Consider the following 18,983-nt stretch of genomic DNA (forward strand, 5'->3'; position numbering starts at 1 on the left):
AGCGTGCGCCGTGCGCAGGGGGGCGGAAAGGCGCAGAATCGGTCAACACTTTCACTGCAGCAATGAAAATGGTCCGCTTCGACGATCTGCAGCTGTTTGTCCGTACCGCCGCGCTGGGCAGCTTCTCCCAGGCCGCGCGCGAGGCCGACCTGCTGCCGGGCCAGGTTGCCGCGGCGGTGGCACGACTGGAACGCGAACTGGACCTGCGCCTGTTCGTACGCACCACCCGCAGCCTGCGGCTGACCGCCGAAGGCGCGCTGTATCTGCCCTACGCACAGGAGGTTCTGAGCACCCTGCGCGAAGGCCAGGCGCGGGTGCAGGGCGAGGACGCCGAACTGCACGGCACCCTGCAGTTGTCGGCGCCGTCGGACTTCGGCCGCAACCTGCTGCTGCCGTGGCTGACCGCGTTCCGCGCGGCGCATCCACGGCTGCGCCTGCACCTGCGCCTGTCCGACGAAGTGGCCGACGTGTTCCGCGACCCGGTCGACGTGGCCATCCGCATCGGCCACTTCGACGACGCCAGCTACGTCGCCCTGCCTTTGCTGGAACAGAACCGGCGGGTGCTGGCTGCGTCGCCCGGGTACCTGCGGCGGCGTGGCACGCCCAGCCGCTTGGAAGATCTGCGCGAGCATGATTGCCTTGTCTACCAGCTCGGCGGCCGCGCCTACGATCGCTGGTCGTTCGAGATTGAGGGGCGCCGCGTGGTGATCCCGGTGCGCGGGCCGCTGGTCTGCGACGACGCCGACGTGGTGCGGCGCTGGGCGGTTGCCGGCGAAGGCATCACCTACAAGTCCTGGCTGGACGTCCGCGACGACGTGCTGGAAGGGCGCCTGCAGGTGCTGCTGGATGGCATCGGCAGCCACATTCCCCTGCAGCTCGTCTGCCCCCATCGCAAGCAGTTCTCACCGGCGGTGCGGCAACTGCACGCGCAGCTGCGCCAGCATCTGCAACCGCTGCTGTCCGCCATGCCCGGCAATGGCGACACGCCCCTGTCGCCTGCGCCAGCACTGGCCGACAATGGCGCTCCCCCGTTGTAAGAGAGTCGCGCCATGCCGTGGATGGGCATCCAGGACCTGTGGACCTTCCTGCTCGCTGTGCTGGTGTTTCTGGCGCTGCCCGGGCCGGGCACCTTCACCCTGCTGACCGCTACCGGTCGCGGCGGTGTGCGCGGCGGCTACACGGCGCTGGCCGGCCTGCTGGTCGGCGACCAGATCCTGATGTGGCTGGCACTGGCCGGCGTGGCTGCGCTGCTGAAGGCCAATCCGACGGTGTTCCATGCCGTGCAGTATCTCGGCGCGGCGTATCTGGTGTGGGTAGGCATCAGCCTGCTGCGCACGCCCAAGGGTGACGGTGCCGACGTTGGCCCGGTGCGCATGCAGCCCGGACGCTACTTCCACCAGGCGATCCTGGTCAGCCTGCTCAATCCGAAGGCGATCCTGTTCTACATGGCCTTCCTGCCGTTGTTCATCGACCCGAAGGCCCACCAGGGCATCGCTACGTTCGCCGCGCTGGCCGGGATCATCTTCGTGGTCAGCATCGCCTACTGCTCGCTGCTGATCTGGGTCGGCAACCTGGCCCGCCGCCGGTTGATCCAGCACCCGCGGGTCAGCGATGCGCTACGGCGCGTGGCCGGGCTGTTCCTGGTCGGCTTCGGCATCCGCCTGGGCCTGAACGGCTGAGATCCCGTCGGCGTGGCAGGCAGCGCGCAGGTGGTCGATGAACACCCGCAGCTTGGGCGCCATATGCTCGCGCGCCGGGTAGTACAGATGAAAGCCGGGGAACGGCGGCTGCCAGTCCTCCAGCACGCTGCGCAGGCGGCCGGCAGCCAGGTCGTCGGCGACCAGTGAGGCGAACCCCTGCGCCATGCCCAGCCCAGCCAGCACCGCCGCATAGGCCAGTTCGGCATCGTTGAACACCAGCCGGCCCTCGACGGCTACGTCCAGGTCACGCCCCTCACGGCTGAACTCCCAGGGCATCAGCCGGCCATTGGCGCGGCGATGGACGATACAGTCGTGGCCCTGCAGCTCCTGCGGGCTCTGCGGCACACCGTGGCGCGCGAAGTAGCCCGGCGTGGCCACCACCACCTGGCGCTCGGGCGGCCCGATCGGCACCGCGATCATGCCCTGCGCCAACGATTCCCCCAGGCGGATGCCTGCGTCGAAACCCTCGGCGACCAGATCGGTCAACGCCGGTTCCACGCACAGTTCCACCTCCACCTGCGGATACCGGGCCAGGAAGGACGGCAGCGCCGGCAGGACCCGGCGCTCGGCAACGATGCGTGGCAGGGTGATGCGCAGCCGACCGGCCGGCACGGTCCGCGCGCTGTCCAGGTCTTCGAAGGCCGATTCGATCTGTGCCAGCCCGCCACGTACGCGCTGCAGGAAGCGCGCACCGTGCTCGGTCAGGCCCACCCGGCGCGTGGTCCGTTGCAACAGGCGCACGCCCATCCGCGCTTCCAGCGCGCGCACGCTCTGTGACAGTGCCGAGGTCGAGACACCAAGCGCATCTGCGGCGCGGGTAAAGCTGGCGTGGTCGGCCACGTGGACAAACGCGACCACCGCCGACAGCGGTGCGGAGGGATCCATTGTGAAGCCTTCCTTCATTGTCAGTTCGGCTGTGTCCAGTTTATCCACAGGATCATCGGGCGGATGCTTTGCCTCCCGGCGGCACACCGCCTCCTCCGATGGAATGCCACATGTCACTTGATCACTACCGCCTGCTCGGTCGCTCCGGCCTGCGTGTCAGCCCGATGGCGCTGGGCACGATGACCTTCGGCGCCGACTGGGGGTGGGGTGCGGACGAAGCCGAGGCCCGCCGCATCTTCGATGCCTACGTCGAACGCGGTGGCAACTTCGTTGATACCGCAAACAACTACACCAATGGCAGCGCCGAGACGCTGCTCGGGCGATTCGCCCAGGGCCGCCGCGAACGGCTGGTGATCGCCAGCAAGTACACCCTGGCGACCGTGCCCGGCGATCCGAACAACGCCGGCAACCATCGCAAGAGCATGATGCGCTCGGTGGAGGACAGCCTGCGCCGGCTCGGCACCGACTACCTGGATCTGCTGTACCTGCACGCTTGGGACGACACCACCGGGGTGGACGAGGTGATGCGCGGTTTCGACGATCTCGTGCGCAGCGGCAAGGTGCTGTATGCCGGCATCTCGGACACGCCGGCCTGGCAGATCGCCCGCATGCAGACCCTGGCCGACCTGCGCGGTTGGGCGCCGCTGGTGGCCCTGCAGATCGAATACAGCCTGATCCAGCGCAGCGTCGAACAGGAGCTGCTGCCGATGGCCGAGGCGCTCGGGTTGGGCGTGGTGGCGTGGTCGCCGCTGGGCAGCGGGGTGCTGACCGGCAAGTACAGCGCGGCTGATCTCATCACGGCCGAGTCGCCGGAGGCTACGCCGGGCGGTTCCCGGCGCAACGTGGCCCTCATCAATGGCGCGTTGACGCCACGTTCGTTGAACATCGCCGGGGAAGTCGCTGCCGTCGCGGCGGAACTGTCGCACTCGGCTGCGCAGGTCGCTCTGGCCTGGCTGCTGCAACGACCCGCGGCCGGGGCAATGCCGATCGTCGGTGCACGCACCCTGGACCAGTTCGAACACAACCTGGCGGCGCTGGATCTGGCGCTGCCGGCTGAGGCGCTGGCACGGCTGGATGCGATCAGCACGGTCGCGCCTGCCTTCCCGCACGACTTCCTGCAGATGCCGCTGCCACGCATGCTGATGAGCGGTGGTACGCGTCTGCAGCCACGCGCGCTGGGCAGGTAACAGCGGGGGCGCGCTATGCTGGCGCCCCTCGTTGGACAAAAGCGCCATGGCCGCAACACCAACGCTCGCGGTCGCAGCAGCCCTGGTGCTGCTGCTTGCCAGTGGACCGGCCACGGCCGCACCGGAGCACCGCTGCCTCAGCGGTGGCCGCAACAACACGATCCACCTGGAATGGCGCTGGCTGGACGATGGCCGCGCCGATGTGCGCTATGCCGGGCACAGCGAGCGCCTGCCGCTGCGCCGGGTCTCCGAACAGACCACGGTGCTGGACGAAGACCGCCCCTACCAGTTCGATACCGTCTGGGAAGAGCGCGTGGACGGTCGCATCAACGGTCACTACACACTGAGCACGCAGGGTGCACGGATCTACAGCTTCAGCTACGTGCGTGCCCGGGACGGTCGCCGCACGGACTTCGACGAAGACGTCAACGCCTTCCAGGACGACGGCTGTCACTGGTAGGCGCCTGTGCTGAGGCCGTTTGTGCCGTTTCCGGCAGAGTGCCCAGCGTCCAGCGCGCGCTGTGTCGGCCATGACCCCCGTCAGTGGCAATGCTGCGCTGCGTTCGGTCACACTCGGGGACTTGTCGTTCTCAGTCACCCCTTCCGAGGCCTGCATGTCCCTGCTCCGGCGCAAGTCCCTAGATTCCGTCACCGTCCATGAAGCCGGCCGGCGTCTGGTCCCGACCCTCAGCTGGCCGCACCTGATCGCGCTGGGCATCGGCGCCATCGTCGGCACCGGCATCTATACCCTGATCGGCGTGGGTGCCGACCGCGCTGGCCCGGCCGTGCTGATCTCCTTCGCCATCGCCGGCGCGGTGTGTGCCTGCGCGGCATTGGCCTATGCAGAGCTGTCCACGATGATGCCTGCCGCCGGCAGCGCCTATACCTACAGCTACAGTGCCCTGGGCGAAGTGTTTGCCTGGGTGGTGGGCTGGAGCCTGATCCTGGAGTACTCGCTGGTGGTGAGTACCGTGGCGGTCGGCTGGTCCGGCTATTTCGTCGGCTTCCTGGAATGGGTACATACCCAGTTCGGCTGGGACCTGCGCCTGCCGGCGATGCTCGCGGCAGGCCCGCACGTCGATGGCGGCATGATCAACCTGCCCGCCATCGTCATCACCTGGCTGGTGGCCCTGATGCTGATGGCCGGTACCAAGGAAAGCGCCACCCTCAACGCGATCCTGGTCGTGTTCAAGCTGATCGCGCTGGCGATCTTCGTGGCGGTGGCCCTGCCGGCGTTCGACGCCAACAACCTGCAGCCGTTCATGCCTTACGGATTCGCCAAGACGCTGGGCCCGGATGGCGTCGAGCGCGGCGTGATGGCGGCAGCGGCGATCATCTTCTTCGCGTTCTACGGCTTCGACGCGATCTCCACCGCCGCCGAAGAAACCAAGAACCCCGGGCGCGACCTGTCCATCGGCATCATCGGCTCGATGGTCGGCTGCACCATCGTGTACGTGCTGGTGGCGCTGGCCGCGATCGGTGCGATGAGCTACACCGTGTTCGGCCAGAGTGCCGAGCCGCTGGCATTGATCATGCGCCAGCTGGGCCAGCCCACCGCCGCGATGCTGATCGGCGTGATCGCCATCATCGCCCTGCCGACCGTCTTGCTGGCCTTCCTGTACGGCCAGAGCCGCATCTTCTTCGTCATGAGCCGCGATGGACTGCTGCCGCGTGGCCTGTCCAAGGTCAACGCACGTACCGGCACGCCGGTGGCGACCACGCTGTTCACTGCCCTGGTGGTGTCGGCACTGGCCGGCGTTGCACGCCTGGACGAGATCGCCGCACTGGCCAATGCCGGTACCCTGGCCGCGTTCACCGCCGTTGGCATCTGCCTGGTGGTGCTGCGCGTGCGTGAGCCGAACCGCGAGCGCACCTTCCGCACGCCGTTGGCCTTCATTGTCGGCCCGCTGGCGGCGCTGGGCTGCATCTACCTGTTCATCAGCCTGCCGCACACCACCCAGCTCTACTTCCTGGCGTGGAACGTGGTCGGCCTGGTGCTGTACTTCGCCTACAGCCGTCGCAACGCGCTGATCGGCCGGTAAAGGTAGCGCCGGGCCAGGTCCGGCGGTCTTTGGGTCGTGSCGGCCGCTGGCCGGCAACCTTCGTATCAATTGGCTGCATGCAGTTGCCGGCCAGCGGCCGGCACTACCGCAGGGCGGCTAACCGCCCTGCTTTGCCGCATGGTCCTGCGCCTGGCGCATCACCCGCAGCAGGTTGCCTCCCCAGATGGCGGCGATCTGTTGTTCGCTGTACCCCTTGCGCAGCAGCCACGCGGTGATCTTCGGCAGCTGGCTGACATCGGGCAGGTCGCTCAGGCCACCACCGCCATCCCAGTCCAGACCGATGCCCACGTGCTCGGGGCCGACCACCTTCAGGATGTGCTCGAAATGGGCGAAGAAGTCGTCCAGGCTGGCGTGGCGCACCGGGTGTTCGTGGTCCAGTGCCTGCTCGGCCTTCTGCAGCGCCACGCCCTGTTCGATGGTCATGCCATCCCAGCCACCCAGCTGCTTGCTCAGGGCTTCTTCGGCCTGCTTGCGCTCGGGCGACTTGGCGGTGTCGATCAGGTAGCCGCCATACGCGTTCACCTGGATCACCCCACCAGCCTTGGCCAGCTTGCGCAGGCGCGCGTCATCAAGATTGCGTGGGTGGTCGTAGACCGCCTTGGCCGAGCTGTGCGACAGCACGAACGGCACCGGCATCATCGCCAGCAGATCGTCGAACACGGCGTCGGAGGCGTGCGACTGGTCGATGACGATGCCCAGCTTCACCGCCTCGCGCACCAGGTCCTTGCCGGCCGGGCTCAGGCCCTTCCATTCAGCCCCCTTGGGATCGGTGGCCGAATCGGCGAACTCGTTGTTGGCGAAGTGCACGGTGCTGAGCAGGCGCAGGCCCGCACGGTGATAGAACGACAGCAGGCTGGGGTCGGCCACCAGCGGACTGGCGTTCTCCATGCTGATGTAGACCACGCGCTTGCCGGCGGCCTTGATCCGCGCCGCGTCATCGGCGGTCAGCGCCAATACGAAGCGCTCGGGATTGGCGGCCAGCATCTGCCGGATCTCCAGCAACCGCTGCAGGCCGTGGTCGCGCTCGGCCAGATGCGCGGCGGCCGTGCGGTCGCCCTGGTCGGTATAGATCGCCCAGAAGCCGCCATCAAGCGCACCTTCGACCATGCGCGGGTAGTCCACCTGCGAGAGTGCGTTGCGGTCGTGCCGCTGCTCGATGTCGAAGCCGTCGCGGCCGAAGTTGGCCGGCGTATCCAGATGACTATCCAGGGTCAGCAGGCGCTGCTGCAGTGCCTTGGCACGGGCCAGCTCCTGCGTGCTGAAGTCGATGGCATGGGCGGACAGCGGCGCACTCAGCGCCAGGGCGAGCAGCAGGGACAGGCGACGCAACGACGGCATGGGCATCCACCGGCAATGGGAAGGACACGACCATAGCGCCGCGACGGCCAACGCCGGTAGTGCCGTATTGACCCGCCAGCTCCATTACACTCGCCGGCAGCCGATAAGTCAGCGTGCAGCACCGCGTGCTGCGTCGACCATGGAATGGAAGCATCGATGTCGAACTCCCAGCCTCCGGCGCTGCCCGTGCAGGGCCAGGCGCCCGTCCCCGCCAGCACGGTCACCGTCGAGCAGCTCAAGCGTGATGTGCTGCCAACGTTGTTTGCCGGGCGTACCGACATCGGTCGCTATGGCCCGGCCGACCTGGCCAGCGCCAGCGCCGAGCCGGCCTGGCAGGATGGCAGCGCCAACGCACTGGCCCAGGCGCTTGCCGAACTGGTCAGCCGGCTGTCCGAACACGATCCCAATGCGCTGCTGCAGCGCGCGGGATGGTGGGAGCGGTTCACCGGTGCCGATATCGAAGAACGCCTGCGCCGTCGCATTGCCATGGGCAGCAACGGCGATGTCCTGGCCAGGATCGAGCGCGAAGCCATTGCCGTGCGGGCCAGCGTCGATCGACTGGATGCGCAGCTGCTCGAGCATGACGTGCAGGGGGTGCGACTGCAGGTGTACATCGATGCAGGCGTGCAGTTCCTGCAGGAGCTGCCAGCGGCCGTGGACAGCGACGATGGCGCGCCGGTGCTCGACCGTCCGGTCGAGCGGCTGCAACGCCGCGTAGCCAACCTGACCGCGCTGCTGGCCAGCCATTCGATGAGCCGGATGCAGGTGCAGCTGGCACGCAGCCATGCCATCGACCTGCTGGACCGTTACAGCGAGACGGTGCAGATCCTGCTGCCGATCTGGCGCCAGACCATCCAGGCGCTGCACAACAGCGACAACGCCAGCCCGCAGATGATCGCCAGCGCGGCACAGGCACAGGACCAGCTGAAACAGGCCCTGCAGCAGTTGCTGCGCACATCGGCGGTGCCGGCATGAGCGCGCCGGTACGCGATCCGCTGCAGATCCCACCGGACCTGCAGGCGCGGGTGGAAGCCGTTCCGGGCCTGCGCGCATTCTACCGGCGGGCCTCGCTGCTGCGGGTCTTCGGCCTGGCCTGCCTTCCGCTGGCGGCAACGGCGCTGTCCTACATGGCGCTGGCATTTACCGGCACCGAGCTGGGCCCCCCGTCGTGGGCACAGGTGCCGGCCGGCTATGGAGCGAAGGACACAGGCAAGCAGTTGCTTATCCTGCTGGTCATGACCCCCTTGCTGCTGGTGTGGATGTTCTTCGGCGTGCGCGACCTGCTCAGCCGCCATCGCCTTCGCCGCTTCGCCTGGTCGTTCGCGCTGGGTTCGATGCTGCTGTGCGGTGCATGGGGAAGCATGGGCATCACCGCACCCGCCATGGGCCAGGGCGATCGCCTCGACCATCGCCAGCTGGACGCGCTGATCGCCAGCCCGGACTTCAGCGGCTTCAACCCGCAGTGGCAGGCCTATCTGCGTGCACAGCAGGAGCTTCCCTACGGCGTGGCCTCGCCGGCCGTGGTCGCCACCGCCCGTGCGCTGGCCAAGGGCGAGGACATCGGTGTTCCGGTATCGCCGGCAATGCAGTCGCGCTTCGAGAAAGCAGCCGGTCTGCCCCGCTCCGAACGGTCACAGCGATGGCATGACCAGCGTCTGCTGGGCTGGCTTCTGTTCGACGTCGGCTGGGTGCTGGCGCTGCTTGCGGTACCGGCGCTGCTTGCGCTGGGTGCGGTGGCGATCGTGCTCGGCCGCCATCTGCGGCGCAGGTCCGAAGTGATCAACGGGTTGCTGCAGCAGCTGCAGCCGGTTCCTGCGCAACCGCGCGCGCAGCCCTGAGGCTGGCGCACGGGGGCAGTCTTCCGCGCTGTGTGCGGGAGCCGAGCAGCACTCGGCTCCACGCGCCGTGGGTCAGTCCACCACGCGGCAGAACACGGCCTTCAGGTAACGCGATTCCTGCACGTGGGCCATGAACGGATGGTCCGGACCGGCGCCGGCCACCTTCAGGATCTGGATGGTGCGGCCCGAGAAGTACGCTGCACGACGCAGCATGTCGAGGAACTGGTCCTCGGCCACCAGGCCGGTGCAGGAGAACGTGGCGAACAGGCCACCGGGCTTGACCACGCCCAGCGCCAGCTTGTTCATGTCCAGGTACTTCTTCAGCGCGGTGATCACCTGGTCGCGGTCGCGGGTCATCTTCGCCGGGTCCAGGATCACCACGTCGTACTGCTCACCGCGGTTGGCCGCATCACGCAGCCACGGGAAGATGTCGGACTGGACGAACTTCGGGCGCACGTTGTTCAGACGCGAATTGCCCTTGGCGATCTGGATGACGTCTTCATCGATGTCGATGCCGACCACTTCCGATGCACCGCGCGCGGCCGCATACACGGCGAAACCGCCGGTGTTGCAGCACAGGTCGAGCACGCTCTTGCCTTCCACCTGCTGGCTCAGCCACTCACGGTTCTCGCGCTGGTCGGCGAAGAAACCGGTCTTGTGCGCACCGGCCGGGTCGGCGCGGAACTTGATGCCGTACTCGGTGATCACCGACGCTTCGGTGGTGGTGTTGCCGTGGAAGTCGAAGCTTTCCTGCTTCTGCACGTGCTCGTCGGCGAAGCTGTGGAAGCGGCAGCCCGGGAACTGTTCGCGCAGCGCTTCGTAGATCCACTCACGGTGGCGGAACATGCCGGCGGCGAAGAACTCGACCACCACCAGATCGTTGTAACGGTCCACCACCAGGCCGGACAGGCCGTCGCCTTCACTGTGCACCACGCGCCAGGCGTCGGACACCGCGTCCAGCTTCAGCACCTCGCGGCGCAGCGACACCGCTTGGGCGATCTTGCGCGAGAACCAGCCAGCATCCACCGGGATCTGCGGGTCGGTTTCGAGGATGCGTACGGCAATACGCGAATGCCCGTTGTAGAAGCCACGGCCGATGAACTCGCCGTCCACGCCGACGACATCGACGAGCGAGCCGGGCTTGGGGCGGACGGTCGGCTTTTCGACCAGTTTCTGGAAAATCCACGGGTGGCTGGAACGCCACGCGTTCTTGAGGCGGACAACGGGGAGGGCGGTATTCATCCGCCTATTGTAGCCGGGGGGCATGGGGCGCCGGAGATCCGGTGAAGGCCCGGCATTTGACGCCGGCCCGGCCAGGCCGCAGAATCGGCGGCAGAAGGGGAGTAGCTCCCAGACGTTGTCGCCGTCAATTCGAGCCCGCAGGCTCCGGTGCAACGGCAGTTCCGGCCCATCGGAACTGCGAGCGAGACCTTCGCCGTACTGGCGAAGCTCTGTCCCTGGATCCCCTCCCGATCCTCCGTTGCAGATCCTCGCCGTCCGGCTTGAGGCATTTTTCATTTCCCAACGGACAAACCCATGCAGACGATCGGTAATTTGTGGTTGTGGGGCGGCTTCGCAGCGGTGGTGGTCATCGCCCTGCTGGTCGACCTCGTATTGATGCGCCACGGTGGCCCGCACAAGGTCACTTTCAAGGAAGCCCTGTGGTGGTCCATCGGCTGGGTCGCGCTGGCGCTGGCCTTCAACGGCGGCCTCTGGTTCTACCTGAACGAGACCGCCGGCCAGGTCGTGGCCAACAAGGTCGGCCTGGAGTTCCTGACCGGTTATCTGGTCGAGAAGGCGCTGGCGGTGGACAACATCTTTGTCTTCCTGATGATCATGAGCTACTTCGCGGTGCCGGAGGAACAGCGCCAGAAGGTGCTGATCATCGGCATCCTGGGGGCGATCGTGCTGCGTACGATCATGATCTTCGCCGGTAGCGTGCTGATCACCCAGTTCCACTGGCTGCTCTATGTATTCGGCGCCTTCCTGCTCTTCACCGGCTGGAAGATGTGGTTCGCCGCGGGCCAGGAGCCTGACCTGGAAGCCAACCCGGCCCTGCGCTGGATGCGCAAGCACCTGCGCCTGCTGCCGGACTACGAAGGCAATGCGATGAGCGTCAAGCGCGACGGCGTGCGCTGGTTCACCCCGCTGTTCGCGGTGCTGATCCTGATCGCGGTGACCGACGTGATCTTCGCGGTTGACAGCATCCCGGCGATCTTCGCGATCACCACCGACCCGTTCATCGTGCTGACCTCCAACGTGTTCGCGGTGCTCGGCCTGCGTGCGATGTTCTTCCTGCTGGCCGGCATGGCCGACCGCTTCCACCTGCTGCCGTACGGCCTGGCCCTGGTGCTGGCCTTCATCGGCATCAAGATGATGATCATCGACCTGTTCAAGATCCCGACCCCGATCTCGCTGGGCGTGGTCGCGGTGATCATCGCCGCCACGGTGGTGCTGAGCCTGAAGAACCCGCCGAAGGAAGGCGGCGCCTGATCCTGGCCGATTGAACGCTGCGGCCGGTGGATTGTCCCGCCGGTCGCAGCCACTCTCCCGCGGCGGTGGCCTTGGTTTCGCGCCGGCCACCGCCATTGCTGAGGGTATGAACACGAACGCGCCCCTGCCCGCCGGCGACGCGCCGGCCGCCCGCAACGACCGCACGCGCATCCTGCGCGCCTTCAATGCCAGCCTGGCCGCCGTGCTGGTGCTGGTGGCTGTGTTCGCCCTGCAGGACCATTTCGACTGGCGGCCCTGGGCGGTCGCACCGCTGGAAGCCAAGGGCCTGCTTGGCCTGATCGGCGGACCGCTGCTGCATGGCTCGGTCGAACACATTGCCGCCAACAGCTTCGCCATCCTGATCCTCGGTACCCTGGCCGGCAGCGTCTATCCCAAAGCCACGCTGCGTGCCCTGCCCCTGTTGTGGCTGGGCTCGGGCATCGGTGCGTGGATGCTCGGCAACCCCGGCAGCTTCCATCTCGGCGCCAGTGGCGTCACCCACGGCCTGATGTTCCTGCTGGCCAGCCTTGGCCTGCTGCGCCGCGACCGCGCGGCGATCGCCACCGGGCTGATCGGCATGCTGTTCTACGGCGGCATGCTGATGACCGTGCTGCCGCATGCCGACGGTGTGTCCTGGCAGTCGCACATGGGTGGAGCCTTCGCCGGCATCATCGCCGCGCTGCTGTTCCGCAACGCCGATCCGCTGCCGCCGCGCCCGCGTTACAGCTGGGAGGACGAGGAAGACGAGGTCGAGCCGCTGGCCGATGACGAACTCGAGCCGCCGTCGCCGCAGCGCGTGCCGGTGCTGTGGCAGCCGCGCGAAGGGCAGGACTATGTGGTGATCCCGTTCCGCCGGCCGGAAGACCCGCGCTCGTGATGCAACGGTAGTGCCGGCCGATGGCCGGCAAGCTCCTAAGCGTGTCGGGGTTGGATCCCCGAAGGGGCTCTGACCCTGGGCGCCGCATTCTCGCGTTCCGGTAGTAGCCGACCTTGGTCGGCGCTCATGCGTCCGGCGTTCCCATGCTCCCTGCTGCGACCGCGTGCCAACCAAGGTTGGCATCTACCAGAGCGGGTCAGTTCGCCGCGTTCACCGCCGCGCCCGTTCCATCCACCGCCTGCCGGCCCAGGGCCGGGTCATCGGTGAAGAAGGCATCGATGCCGGTCGCCAGGTAGGCACGCATCTCCGCGATCGACCCCTCCGCGTTGCGCGCATTGTCCGCGCCCTTGCGCAGGTTGCTGGCCTGGAAATGGTTCTCCGGACGGAAGGTGTACGGAATCACCATCAAGCCCACCGCGTGCGCATCGCGCACCAGCGACGTCGGCGTGCCCAGCGCACCGTTGGCATCCAGAGGGATGATCGAGCGCAGCTCCGGGCCGATGCCGTCGGCATAGGCCGCGATGTCCTTCAGCCCCGCCGGGGTCATCATCTGCGCATAGGTCAGCGCGCCGCCGGCCTTGGCGATGTCGGCCGGCTGCGTATCGCCCTTCCACAGCAGCTGCAGCAGGCGGATGTTGCTGCCACGCGGGATCTTGCCGCGCAGGTAGCGCAGGTTGGCTGTTTCGAACGACTGGATGGTGACCGGGCCGACGTTGGTATAGGCGTTGCCGCGCAGCGCGGCCAGCAGCGTGTCTTCCATCGGCAGGCCGATCGACTGGAAGTAGGTCGGGTGCTTGATCTCCGGCACCAGGCCGATGCCACGGTTGGCACGACCGGCCTGCTGGACCAGGAACGCCAGGATCTCGTCCAGGCTGGCAATGCGGAACTGGCCGTCGTAGGCAGTGCTGCGGAACTCCGGCAGGCGCTCGCGGGCGTACAGGGTCTTCAGCTCGGCCAAGGTGAAGTCTTCGGTGAACCAGCCTTCGACCGTCTGCCCGTCGATGACCTTGCGGGTCTTCCGCTTGGCGAATTCCTTGTGCTCGGCCACATCGGTAGTGCCACCGATTTCGTTCTCATGGCGGGCCACCATCACCCCGTCCTTGGTCATCACCAGGTCCGGTTCGATGTAATCGGCACCGTCGGCGATGGCCTGCGCATAGGCCGCCAGCGTGTGCTCGGGCAGCAGCGCGCTTGCACCGCGGTGGCCGTAGACCGACGCCTTGGGCGCGGCCGGAGGGGAGGATTCAGCACTCATGGCCACCGATGGTGCCACGGCCAGCGACAACAGCAACGCACGACCCCACGACTTCACTGCGACTTCCCCAAGCGGTTTGTGATGGGCGTCAGTATGCGGCGGGAATGTGACAGGTTGGGGGAGCTGGGGTCGGATCCCCGAAGGGGCTCCGACCCGGCATCCTCAGTCAACCAAGGCGTCGTGGAAATCACGCTCATGGACAATCATGATCCGGAGTCCTTCCTTGCGCAGTTCCACTGCGCGTTCCACCTTGCGACCGTAGCAGGCGTAACTCCAGCAGGGATTTCCCTCAGCGCCGATCACCAGGTAGTCCACCTTCTTCGATGGTGCACTGTGCACCCGTCCTCCTCGTGCCGTCACCAGCGCGTGGATATCGGCGCGTGACCCTCGGGACGAAGCACCCGTGAAACAGAATCCCTTCTCTTCGAAATGGATTTCGGGAGCCACCGCGCAAAGCCCGACCAGACTTCCGGCGATCTGCAACGACGGATCGGTCAGGGTGCGGTCGTCGCCCAAGGCGATGAACTCGCTGAAGAACTGGCGAAGCAGATCCTGTTCTTGGCCATCCACCACGCCATCAGTCAGCACCTTGGCCACCAGGTGTCCGATTTCATCGTAAGGCCAGCATCCCTGCAGATGGACATGCTCTTCCATCCAGTCCGAGAGGCCACGCAACTCGGTTTCCGAAACGCGGCCGTCAGCGATGATGCCGCCCAGCACAGCATGCAACCGCTGGAGATCGGCCGTAGTAGCGTTGACCCGATCACTTGAACGCATCCGGTCGATCAACCATCGCAGGTCTTCCACCGCATCTTCGTCCATGCGGCCCTCGCCAAGCGCGCGCTCGACCACCGGCATCAGTTCGGTGAAGGGGTGCTGTTGGCGCTGATGAAGATGATCCTGGATCCAATGAGCCAGGAAGCGGCGTTCATCGGCGTTGATCTCCCCATCAATGGAGATCCCTTCGATGATGCCCGCCAGCGAGTTCAGTGCACGGGTGAGCTGCGCCGGGCTGGTGAAGTGGACGTAAGAAACATGGTCCTGATGCATCTGCAGTTCCTTTGCCAGAGTTTCCTTCACGCTAGCGTGGTCGGAGCAGGTACTCAAGCGTGCCCGGCAAGGTTCTGGAATATTGGGACGATCGCGTCATTTTGTGGGGTCAAAGCCCCTTCGGGGATCTCACCCCGAGGAGCTCGTTTGGCTGGATTGCCGGCCAGCGGCCGGCACTACCAAGGCCTACTTGCCGATGCAGAAGCTGGAGAAAATCCTGCCCAGCAGATCATCGGCACTCATCTGCCCGGTGATTTCGCCCAGCGCGTCGTGCGCCAGACGCAGCTCCTCGGCCGCCAGCTCCAGGTGCTCGTGCACCAGCTCGCCATCCGCCCGCTGCGCGTGTTCCTGCGCGCGCTCGATCGCATCGACGTGGCGGGTGCGTGCGGAGAATTCGCCCTCCACCTGCTCCCCTGCCCCGGCCGAAGCGATCGAACGCAGGCGCGCATGCAGCTCGTCCAGTCCCGCGCCGGTGGCAGCGGAGACGAAAACGCGGTCCGGGTCGTCCCGCACCGGCATCGCATCCAGCAGATCCGACTTGTTGTGGATGTAGACCTTGTGCGGCACCGCCAGTACCGCTTCGCCGATCGCGGCTTCGCCGGCTGCCGGATCGCGTGCATCCAGCACGATCAACGCCAGGTCGGTGCGCTCGATCTCCGCGCGCGCGCGACGCATGCCTTCGCGTTCGATGGCATCGCCACCGTCGCGCAGTCCAGCGGTGTCGACCAGAGTCAGCTCCAGGCCATCCAGGCGGATGGTCTCGCGCAGCGTGTCGCGGGTGGTGCCAGCGATGTCGGTGACGATGGCACGCTCGCTGCCGGCCAGCGCGTTCAACAGCGAACTCTTGCCGGCATTCGGTGGCCCGATCAGCACCGCATGCAGGCCATCGCGCAGGCGGCGGCCACGCTCTGCGTCGCGACGCAGCAGGGCCAGATCGCTGCGGGCCTGTTCCAGCCCGCGCCGCACCTGTGCACCACCCAGCGTATCCAGCGGTTCGTCGGCGAAATCGATGGCTGCTTCCACGTGGATGCGCAGCAGCACCAGCTGTTCGACCACCGCCTCGATGCGGCGCGAGAACACGCCGTCCAGTGAACGTCGTGCCGCGCGCGCAGCGCGGTTGTCCCCGGCCGCGATCAGATCGGCGATGGCTTCGGCCTGTGCCAGGTCGAGCTTGCCGTTGAGAAACGCGCGCTCACTGAACTCGCCGGGCCGCGCCTGCCGCGCGCCCAATGCAATGCAGCGCGCGACCAGTTGCTGCAGCAGCACCGGGCTGCCATGGCCCTGCAGCTCCACCACTTCTTCGCCGGTGAAGCTGTTCGGCGCCGGGAACCACAGCACGATGCCATCATCGATCACCTCACCGTCTGCATCGCGCAGGCGCGCGTAATGCGCATGCCGCGGGCGCAACGTCGGTGCGCCGAGCGCGTTGGCAATCGCTGCGGCACGCGGGCCTGACAGGCGCAGCAGGCCCACGCCACCCGCGCCGGGTGCGCTGGCAATGGCCACGATGGTCTCGGTACGCTTCATATCGTTCATCGCTCAGAGCTTCTCCAGCTGCGCGCGCGCCTGCGCCGCACCACTGCCTTGCGGTTGCAGGGCCAGGTAGGTGGTGTAGGCCTGCTTCGCTTTGGCCTTGTCGCCGGCGTTGAAGTAGGCATCGCCCAGGTTGAGATGGGCCACCGCGCGCGACGGATCGATCTTCAGGGTGTTCTCCAGCCAGCGCGCCGCTTCGGCGTAGCGCTGCTGGCGGTAATAGACGAAGCCGAGGTTGTTGGCCGCCTGGGCGAAATCAGGGCGCAGCTTCAGCGCCTCGGCGAACTGCACGGCGGCTTCGTCGTAGCGCTTCTCGCGGTACAACTGCAGGCCACGGTCATTGGCCTGCTGCGCGCGCTGGCGGTCGGAGGCCGGTCCGGCCGTCGGCACCACCAGCTTGGCCTTGCCACCCTGCAGGTCGGCCACGGTCACTGGCGCTTCGCTGTTCTTGGCGTCCTGGGCAGCGTCGACCTTGTTGTTCAGGGCGATCGCGTCGGCTGTCAGCTGGCGCGTATCGGCGTTGAGGTATTCCTGGCTGTCCGGCACCTGGAACACGAACTCGCCCCCCTGCGAGCCGGGCAAGCTGCCGAACGCCGGCGTCTGCTGCGAGACCGCCGACACCGCCGGCGCCACATAGGCGGCCAGCTCGGTACCGGTGATCTGGCCATCGCCATTGAGATCGCCCTTGCCAGCCAATGCCTGCAGCAGCACCCAGGTAAACACCGAGTGGCCGTTCGGGCCGGCATCGGCCACCTGCTGGTCGGCACCGCCGGCGGTCAGCATCTGCCGCGCGCTGCGGCGCGCGTTCTCGCGCAGGAACGACGACGACGATGGGCCGCCGCGGGTCAGGCCGAGGCCGCTGTAGCAGGCATCCATCACGAACATCACGTGCTTGGCCTGCATGCTTTCGGCGATGTTCTGGATGTCGGTCATCGCGATGGCGTCGGTGGCGAATTCCTTCGGGTCCGAGTCCACCGGGATGATGTAGCCGAGGTCGCGCCCGGAGGCGAGCTGGCGGGTAGCGCCATGGCCGGCGAAGAACACGAACACGCGGTCGTTCTTTCCGGTGCGGTCGTCGGCGAGGCGGTCGTGGAAGGCGGCCAGGATGTTGTTGCGGGTGGCCTGCTCGTTCTTCAGCACGATCACCTGCGAGGACGGGAAGCCGAACTGCCCGGTCAGGGTATCGGCCACCGCCTGTGCGTCATGGCTGGCGTATTCCAGCTTCGGCCACTTGGCGTAGGTGTCGATGCCGACCACGATCGCCCACGATTTTTCATAGCCGGTGGTGACGGTGGCATCGCGGTCGCTGCCCTTGCGCGGCCGGGCGACGCTGAAGTCGCGGCCATTCCAGCCGGCGAACTGGTAGCCGTCGGCGATCAGCCGGTCCAGGATCTGCGGCAATGCCTTCACCGCGCGGTCGTGGATATCGTGGAACAGGATGATGCCGCGCTGTTCCTTGTTCACCTGGTCGAGCACGCGCTGCACGATCGATTCGGGCACCGGGTCGGCCCAGTCCATCGAATCGATGTTCCACATGATCGACTTCAGGCCCGCCTCGTTGAGCAGCTGCAGGCCTTCGGCGTTGCGTGCGCCATACGGGAAGCGGAACAGCGGCGCGCGCTTGCTGTCCACGTCCTTCAGCAGGGTATCAGTGTCCAGCACCTGCTGGCGCAGCGCATCACCGGTGGTGCGCGACAGCTGCGCATGGGTCAGGCTGTGGTTGCCGACGGCGTAGCCCTCTTCCATCAGGTTGCGGCTGATCTTCGCCATCGGCCCGAGGCTGACCTTGCCGTCGGTGTCGACCTTGCCCAGGTTGCGACCGACCTCGAAGAACACGCCCGGTACGTCGTAGCGCTTGAGGATGGCCACCACTTCATCGGTATAGGCCTTGTGCGGGCCATCGTCGAAGGTCAGCACCACCGTCTTCGGTGGCAGATCGCGGCCGAAGATCTCGCGGTCGCTGTCCTTCATCGACATCGGGTACGGCTCGATCACGCCGTAGTCGCGCAGGATCGCTTCGCGGCTGTAGTCCTTGTGCAGGTGCGCGATGTAGTCGTCCCACTTCTCGCGCTTCAGTTCGATGGCACGGGTGCGCTCGAAGCGGCTGAAGATGCGGGTCAGTTCCTGGTTGTAGTTGCGCTCGATCTCGTCGAGCGCCTCCAGATCTTCGCCGATGCGCTGGTGCAGCTTCACCGCCGGCAACGAGGAGTCAGCGCCGATGCGTTCGTGCAGGTCACGCAGCACCTCGCGGAACGCCAGGCGATCGGCATCGAACAGTTCCGGTGCCGACTCGATGTAATCCAGCACCGTGCCCAGGGTTGCGAAGCGCTGCGGGCTGGTGCCGCGCAGCAGCGTGTCGAACTGCGCGGCAATGGCGCTGCGCTGTTCCAGGCCATCGTGGAACAGTTGCTGGCCGATGCGGGTGGAGGTGGTGCGATCGGCCTCGGACTGCTGTTCCTCATCGGCCAGCAGCACGATGATCCGTCGATAGCCGTCGAGCTGCTTCTGCAATGCGCCCAGCAACGGCGCGGCGGCCGGGTCGGCGGCGGCAGCGGCCTGTGCGCTCGGCTGGGTGACTGCCGCCGGTGCCTGCGCGTCCTTGTCGCTGCAGCCGGCCACGAGCAGGGTCAACAGCAGGCTGGGCAGGAACAGGCGGAACGACGGCGCACGCAGCATGGCGGACTCGAACAAAGGGGAATGGTGTGCCGGCGATTCTAACGCTGCATGCGAAAAGCCCGCCTTGCGGCGGGCCTTTGCTGGGCCA

The 18,983-nt window shown here is 66.8% G+C and carries 16 protein-coding genes; 9 read left to right on the forward strand and 7 right to left on the reverse strand.

Annotated features, from left to right (window positions below; genetic code table 11):
- The first annotated feature begins 62 nt into the window (after positions 1-62).
- Positions 63-1,037: a LysR family transcriptional regulator gene (locus AB4Y98_RS09665; protein ID WP_081794606.1), complete on the forward strand. Its 975-nt coding sequence runs from the start codon at positions 63-65 to the stop codon at positions 1,035-1,037.
- Positions 1,038-1,049: 12 nt separating this feature from the next.
- Positions 1,050-1,679, forward strand: a complete 630-nt coding sequence (leuE, locus tag AB4Y98_RS09670) for a leucine efflux protein LeuE (protein ID WP_025875614.1) — start codon at positions 1,050-1,052, stop codon at positions 1,677-1,679.
- On the opposite strand, the gene AB4Y98_RS09675 is transcribed toward leuE, so the two are convergent.
- Positions 1,617-2,585 (reverse strand): LysR family transcriptional regulator, encoded by a 969-nt coding sequence (locus AB4Y98_RS09675; protein ID WP_033832632.1) that lies wholly within the window; start codon positions 2,583-2,585, stop codon positions 1,617-1,619. The two genes, leuE and AB4Y98_RS09675, sit on opposite strands and share 63 nt — an antisense overlap.
- 98 nt (positions 2,586-2,683) lie before the next feature.
- Here AB4Y98_RS09675 and AB4Y98_RS09680 point away from each other — a divergent pair, with 98 nt between their 5' ends.
- From AB4Y98_RS09680 to AB4Y98_RS09690, 3 genes are all read left to right on the forward strand, one after another.
- Positions 2,684-3,772, forward strand: a complete 1,089-nt coding sequence (locus tag AB4Y98_RS09680) for an aldo/keto reductase (RefSeq protein WP_442244251.1) — start codon at positions 2,684-2,686, stop codon at positions 3,770-3,772.
- A 46-nt stretch (positions 3,773-3,818) separates the two neighbouring features.
- Positions 3,819-4,232 carry a hypothetical protein gene (locus AB4Y98_RS09685; RefSeq protein ID WP_442244252.1) on the forward strand — a complete coding sequence of 138 codons (414 nt, stop codon included), beginning with the start codon at positions 3,819-3,821 and terminating at the stop codon, positions 4,230-4,232.
- 154 nt (positions 4,233-4,386) lie between these two features.
- Positions 4,387-5,814, forward strand: a complete 1,428-nt coding sequence (locus AB4Y98_RS09690) for an amino acid permease (RefSeq protein ID WP_032978503.1) — start codon at positions 4,387-4,389, stop codon at positions 5,812-5,814.
- A 117-nt stretch (positions 5,815-5,931) separates the two neighbouring features.
- Here AB4Y98_RS09690 and AB4Y98_RS09695 read toward each other — a convergent pair whose 3' ends face one another.
- A complete protein-coding gene (locus AB4Y98_RS09695) occupies positions 5,932-7,173 on the reverse strand; it encodes a dipeptidase (RefSeq protein ID WP_442244253.1) in 1,242 nt (413 codons plus the stop codon).
- A 156-nt stretch (positions 7,174-7,329) separates the two neighbouring features.
- Here AB4Y98_RS09695 and AB4Y98_RS09700 point away from each other — a divergent pair, with 156 nt between their 5' ends.
- Positions 7,330-8,148 carry a protein klaA gene (locus AB4Y98_RS09700; protein ID WP_099786352.1) on the forward strand — a complete coding sequence of 273 codons (819 nt, stop codon included), beginning with the start codon at positions 7,330-7,332 and terminating at the stop codon, positions 8,146-8,148.
- Positions 8,145-9,011, forward strand: a complete 867-nt coding sequence (locus AB4Y98_RS09705) for a hypothetical protein (protein ID WP_312107785.1) — start codon at positions 8,145-8,147, stop codon at positions 9,009-9,011. The genes AB4Y98_RS09700 and AB4Y98_RS09705 overlap by 4 nt, the downstream gene beginning before the upstream one ends.
- A 72-nt stretch (positions 9,012-9,083) precedes the next feature.
- Here AB4Y98_RS09705 and AB4Y98_RS09710 read toward each other — a convergent pair whose 3' ends face one another.
- The gene (locus AB4Y98_RS09710) at positions 9,084-10,253 is read right to left on the reverse strand and encodes a class I SAM-dependent rRNA methyltransferase (protein ID WP_033832636.1); all 1,170 of its coding nucleotides are present in this window, start codon (positions 10,251-10,253) and stop codon (positions 9,084-9,086) included.
- Positions 10,254-10,547: 294 nt separating this feature from the next.
- Here AB4Y98_RS09710 and AB4Y98_RS09715 point away from each other — a divergent pair, with 294 nt between their 5' ends.
- Together AB4Y98_RS09715 and AB4Y98_RS09720 are read left to right on the forward strand one after the other, a co-directional pair.
- Complete coding sequence (locus AB4Y98_RS09715) at positions 10,548-11,504, forward strand: TerC family protein (protein ID WP_025875596.1); 957 nt, start codon at positions 10,548-10,550, stop codon at positions 11,502-11,504.
- Positions 11,505-11,610: 106 nt separating this feature from the next.
- On the forward strand, positions 11,611-12,381 hold the full coding sequence (locus AB4Y98_RS09720; RefSeq protein ID WP_032978492.1) for a rhomboid family intramembrane serine protease: 771 nt from the start codon (positions 11,611-11,613) through the stop codon (positions 12,379-12,381).
- A gap of 196 nt (positions 12,382-12,577) precedes the next feature.
- Here AB4Y98_RS09720 and AB4Y98_RS09725 read toward each other — a convergent pair whose 3' ends face one another.
- The 4 genes from AB4Y98_RS09725 to AB4Y98_RS09740 all read right to left on the reverse strand — a co-directional run bounded on the left by AB4Y98_RS09725 (position 12,578) and on the right by AB4Y98_RS09740 (position 18,895).
- Positions 12,578-13,693 (reverse strand): glycerophosphodiester phosphodiesterase, encoded by a 1,116-nt coding sequence (locus AB4Y98_RS09725; RefSeq protein ID WP_363734115.1) that lies wholly within the window; start codon positions 13,691-13,693, stop codon positions 12,578-12,580.
- A gap of 105 nt (positions 13,694-13,798) precedes the next feature.
- Positions 13,799-14,716, reverse strand: a complete 918-nt coding sequence (locus AB4Y98_RS09730; protein WP_223483110.1) for a BRCT domain-containing protein — start codon at positions 14,714-14,716, stop codon at positions 13,799-13,801.
- A gap of 156 nt (positions 14,717-14,872) precedes the next feature.
- Complete coding sequence (mnmE, locus tag AB4Y98_RS09735) at positions 14,873-16,222, reverse strand: tRNA uridine-5-carboxymethylaminomethyl(34) synthesis GTPase MnmE (protein ID WP_032978488.1); 1,350 nt, start codon at positions 16,220-16,222, stop codon at positions 14,873-14,875.
- Between the two features lie 3 nt (positions 16,223-16,225).
- Positions 16,226-18,895, reverse strand: coding sequence for a polysaccharide deacetylase family protein (locus tag AB4Y98_RS09740; protein WP_442244254.1), 2,670 nt, complete (start codon positions 18,893-18,895; stop codon positions 16,226-16,228).
- Positions 18,896-18,983 lie beyond the last annotated feature (88 nt).

The organism is Stenotrophomonas sp. 2YAF26, assembly GCF_052114625.1.
Taxonomy (GTDB): domain Bacteria; phylum Pseudomonadota; class Gammaproteobacteria; order Xanthomonadales; family Xanthomonadaceae; genus Stenotrophomonas; species Stenotrophomonas indicatrix.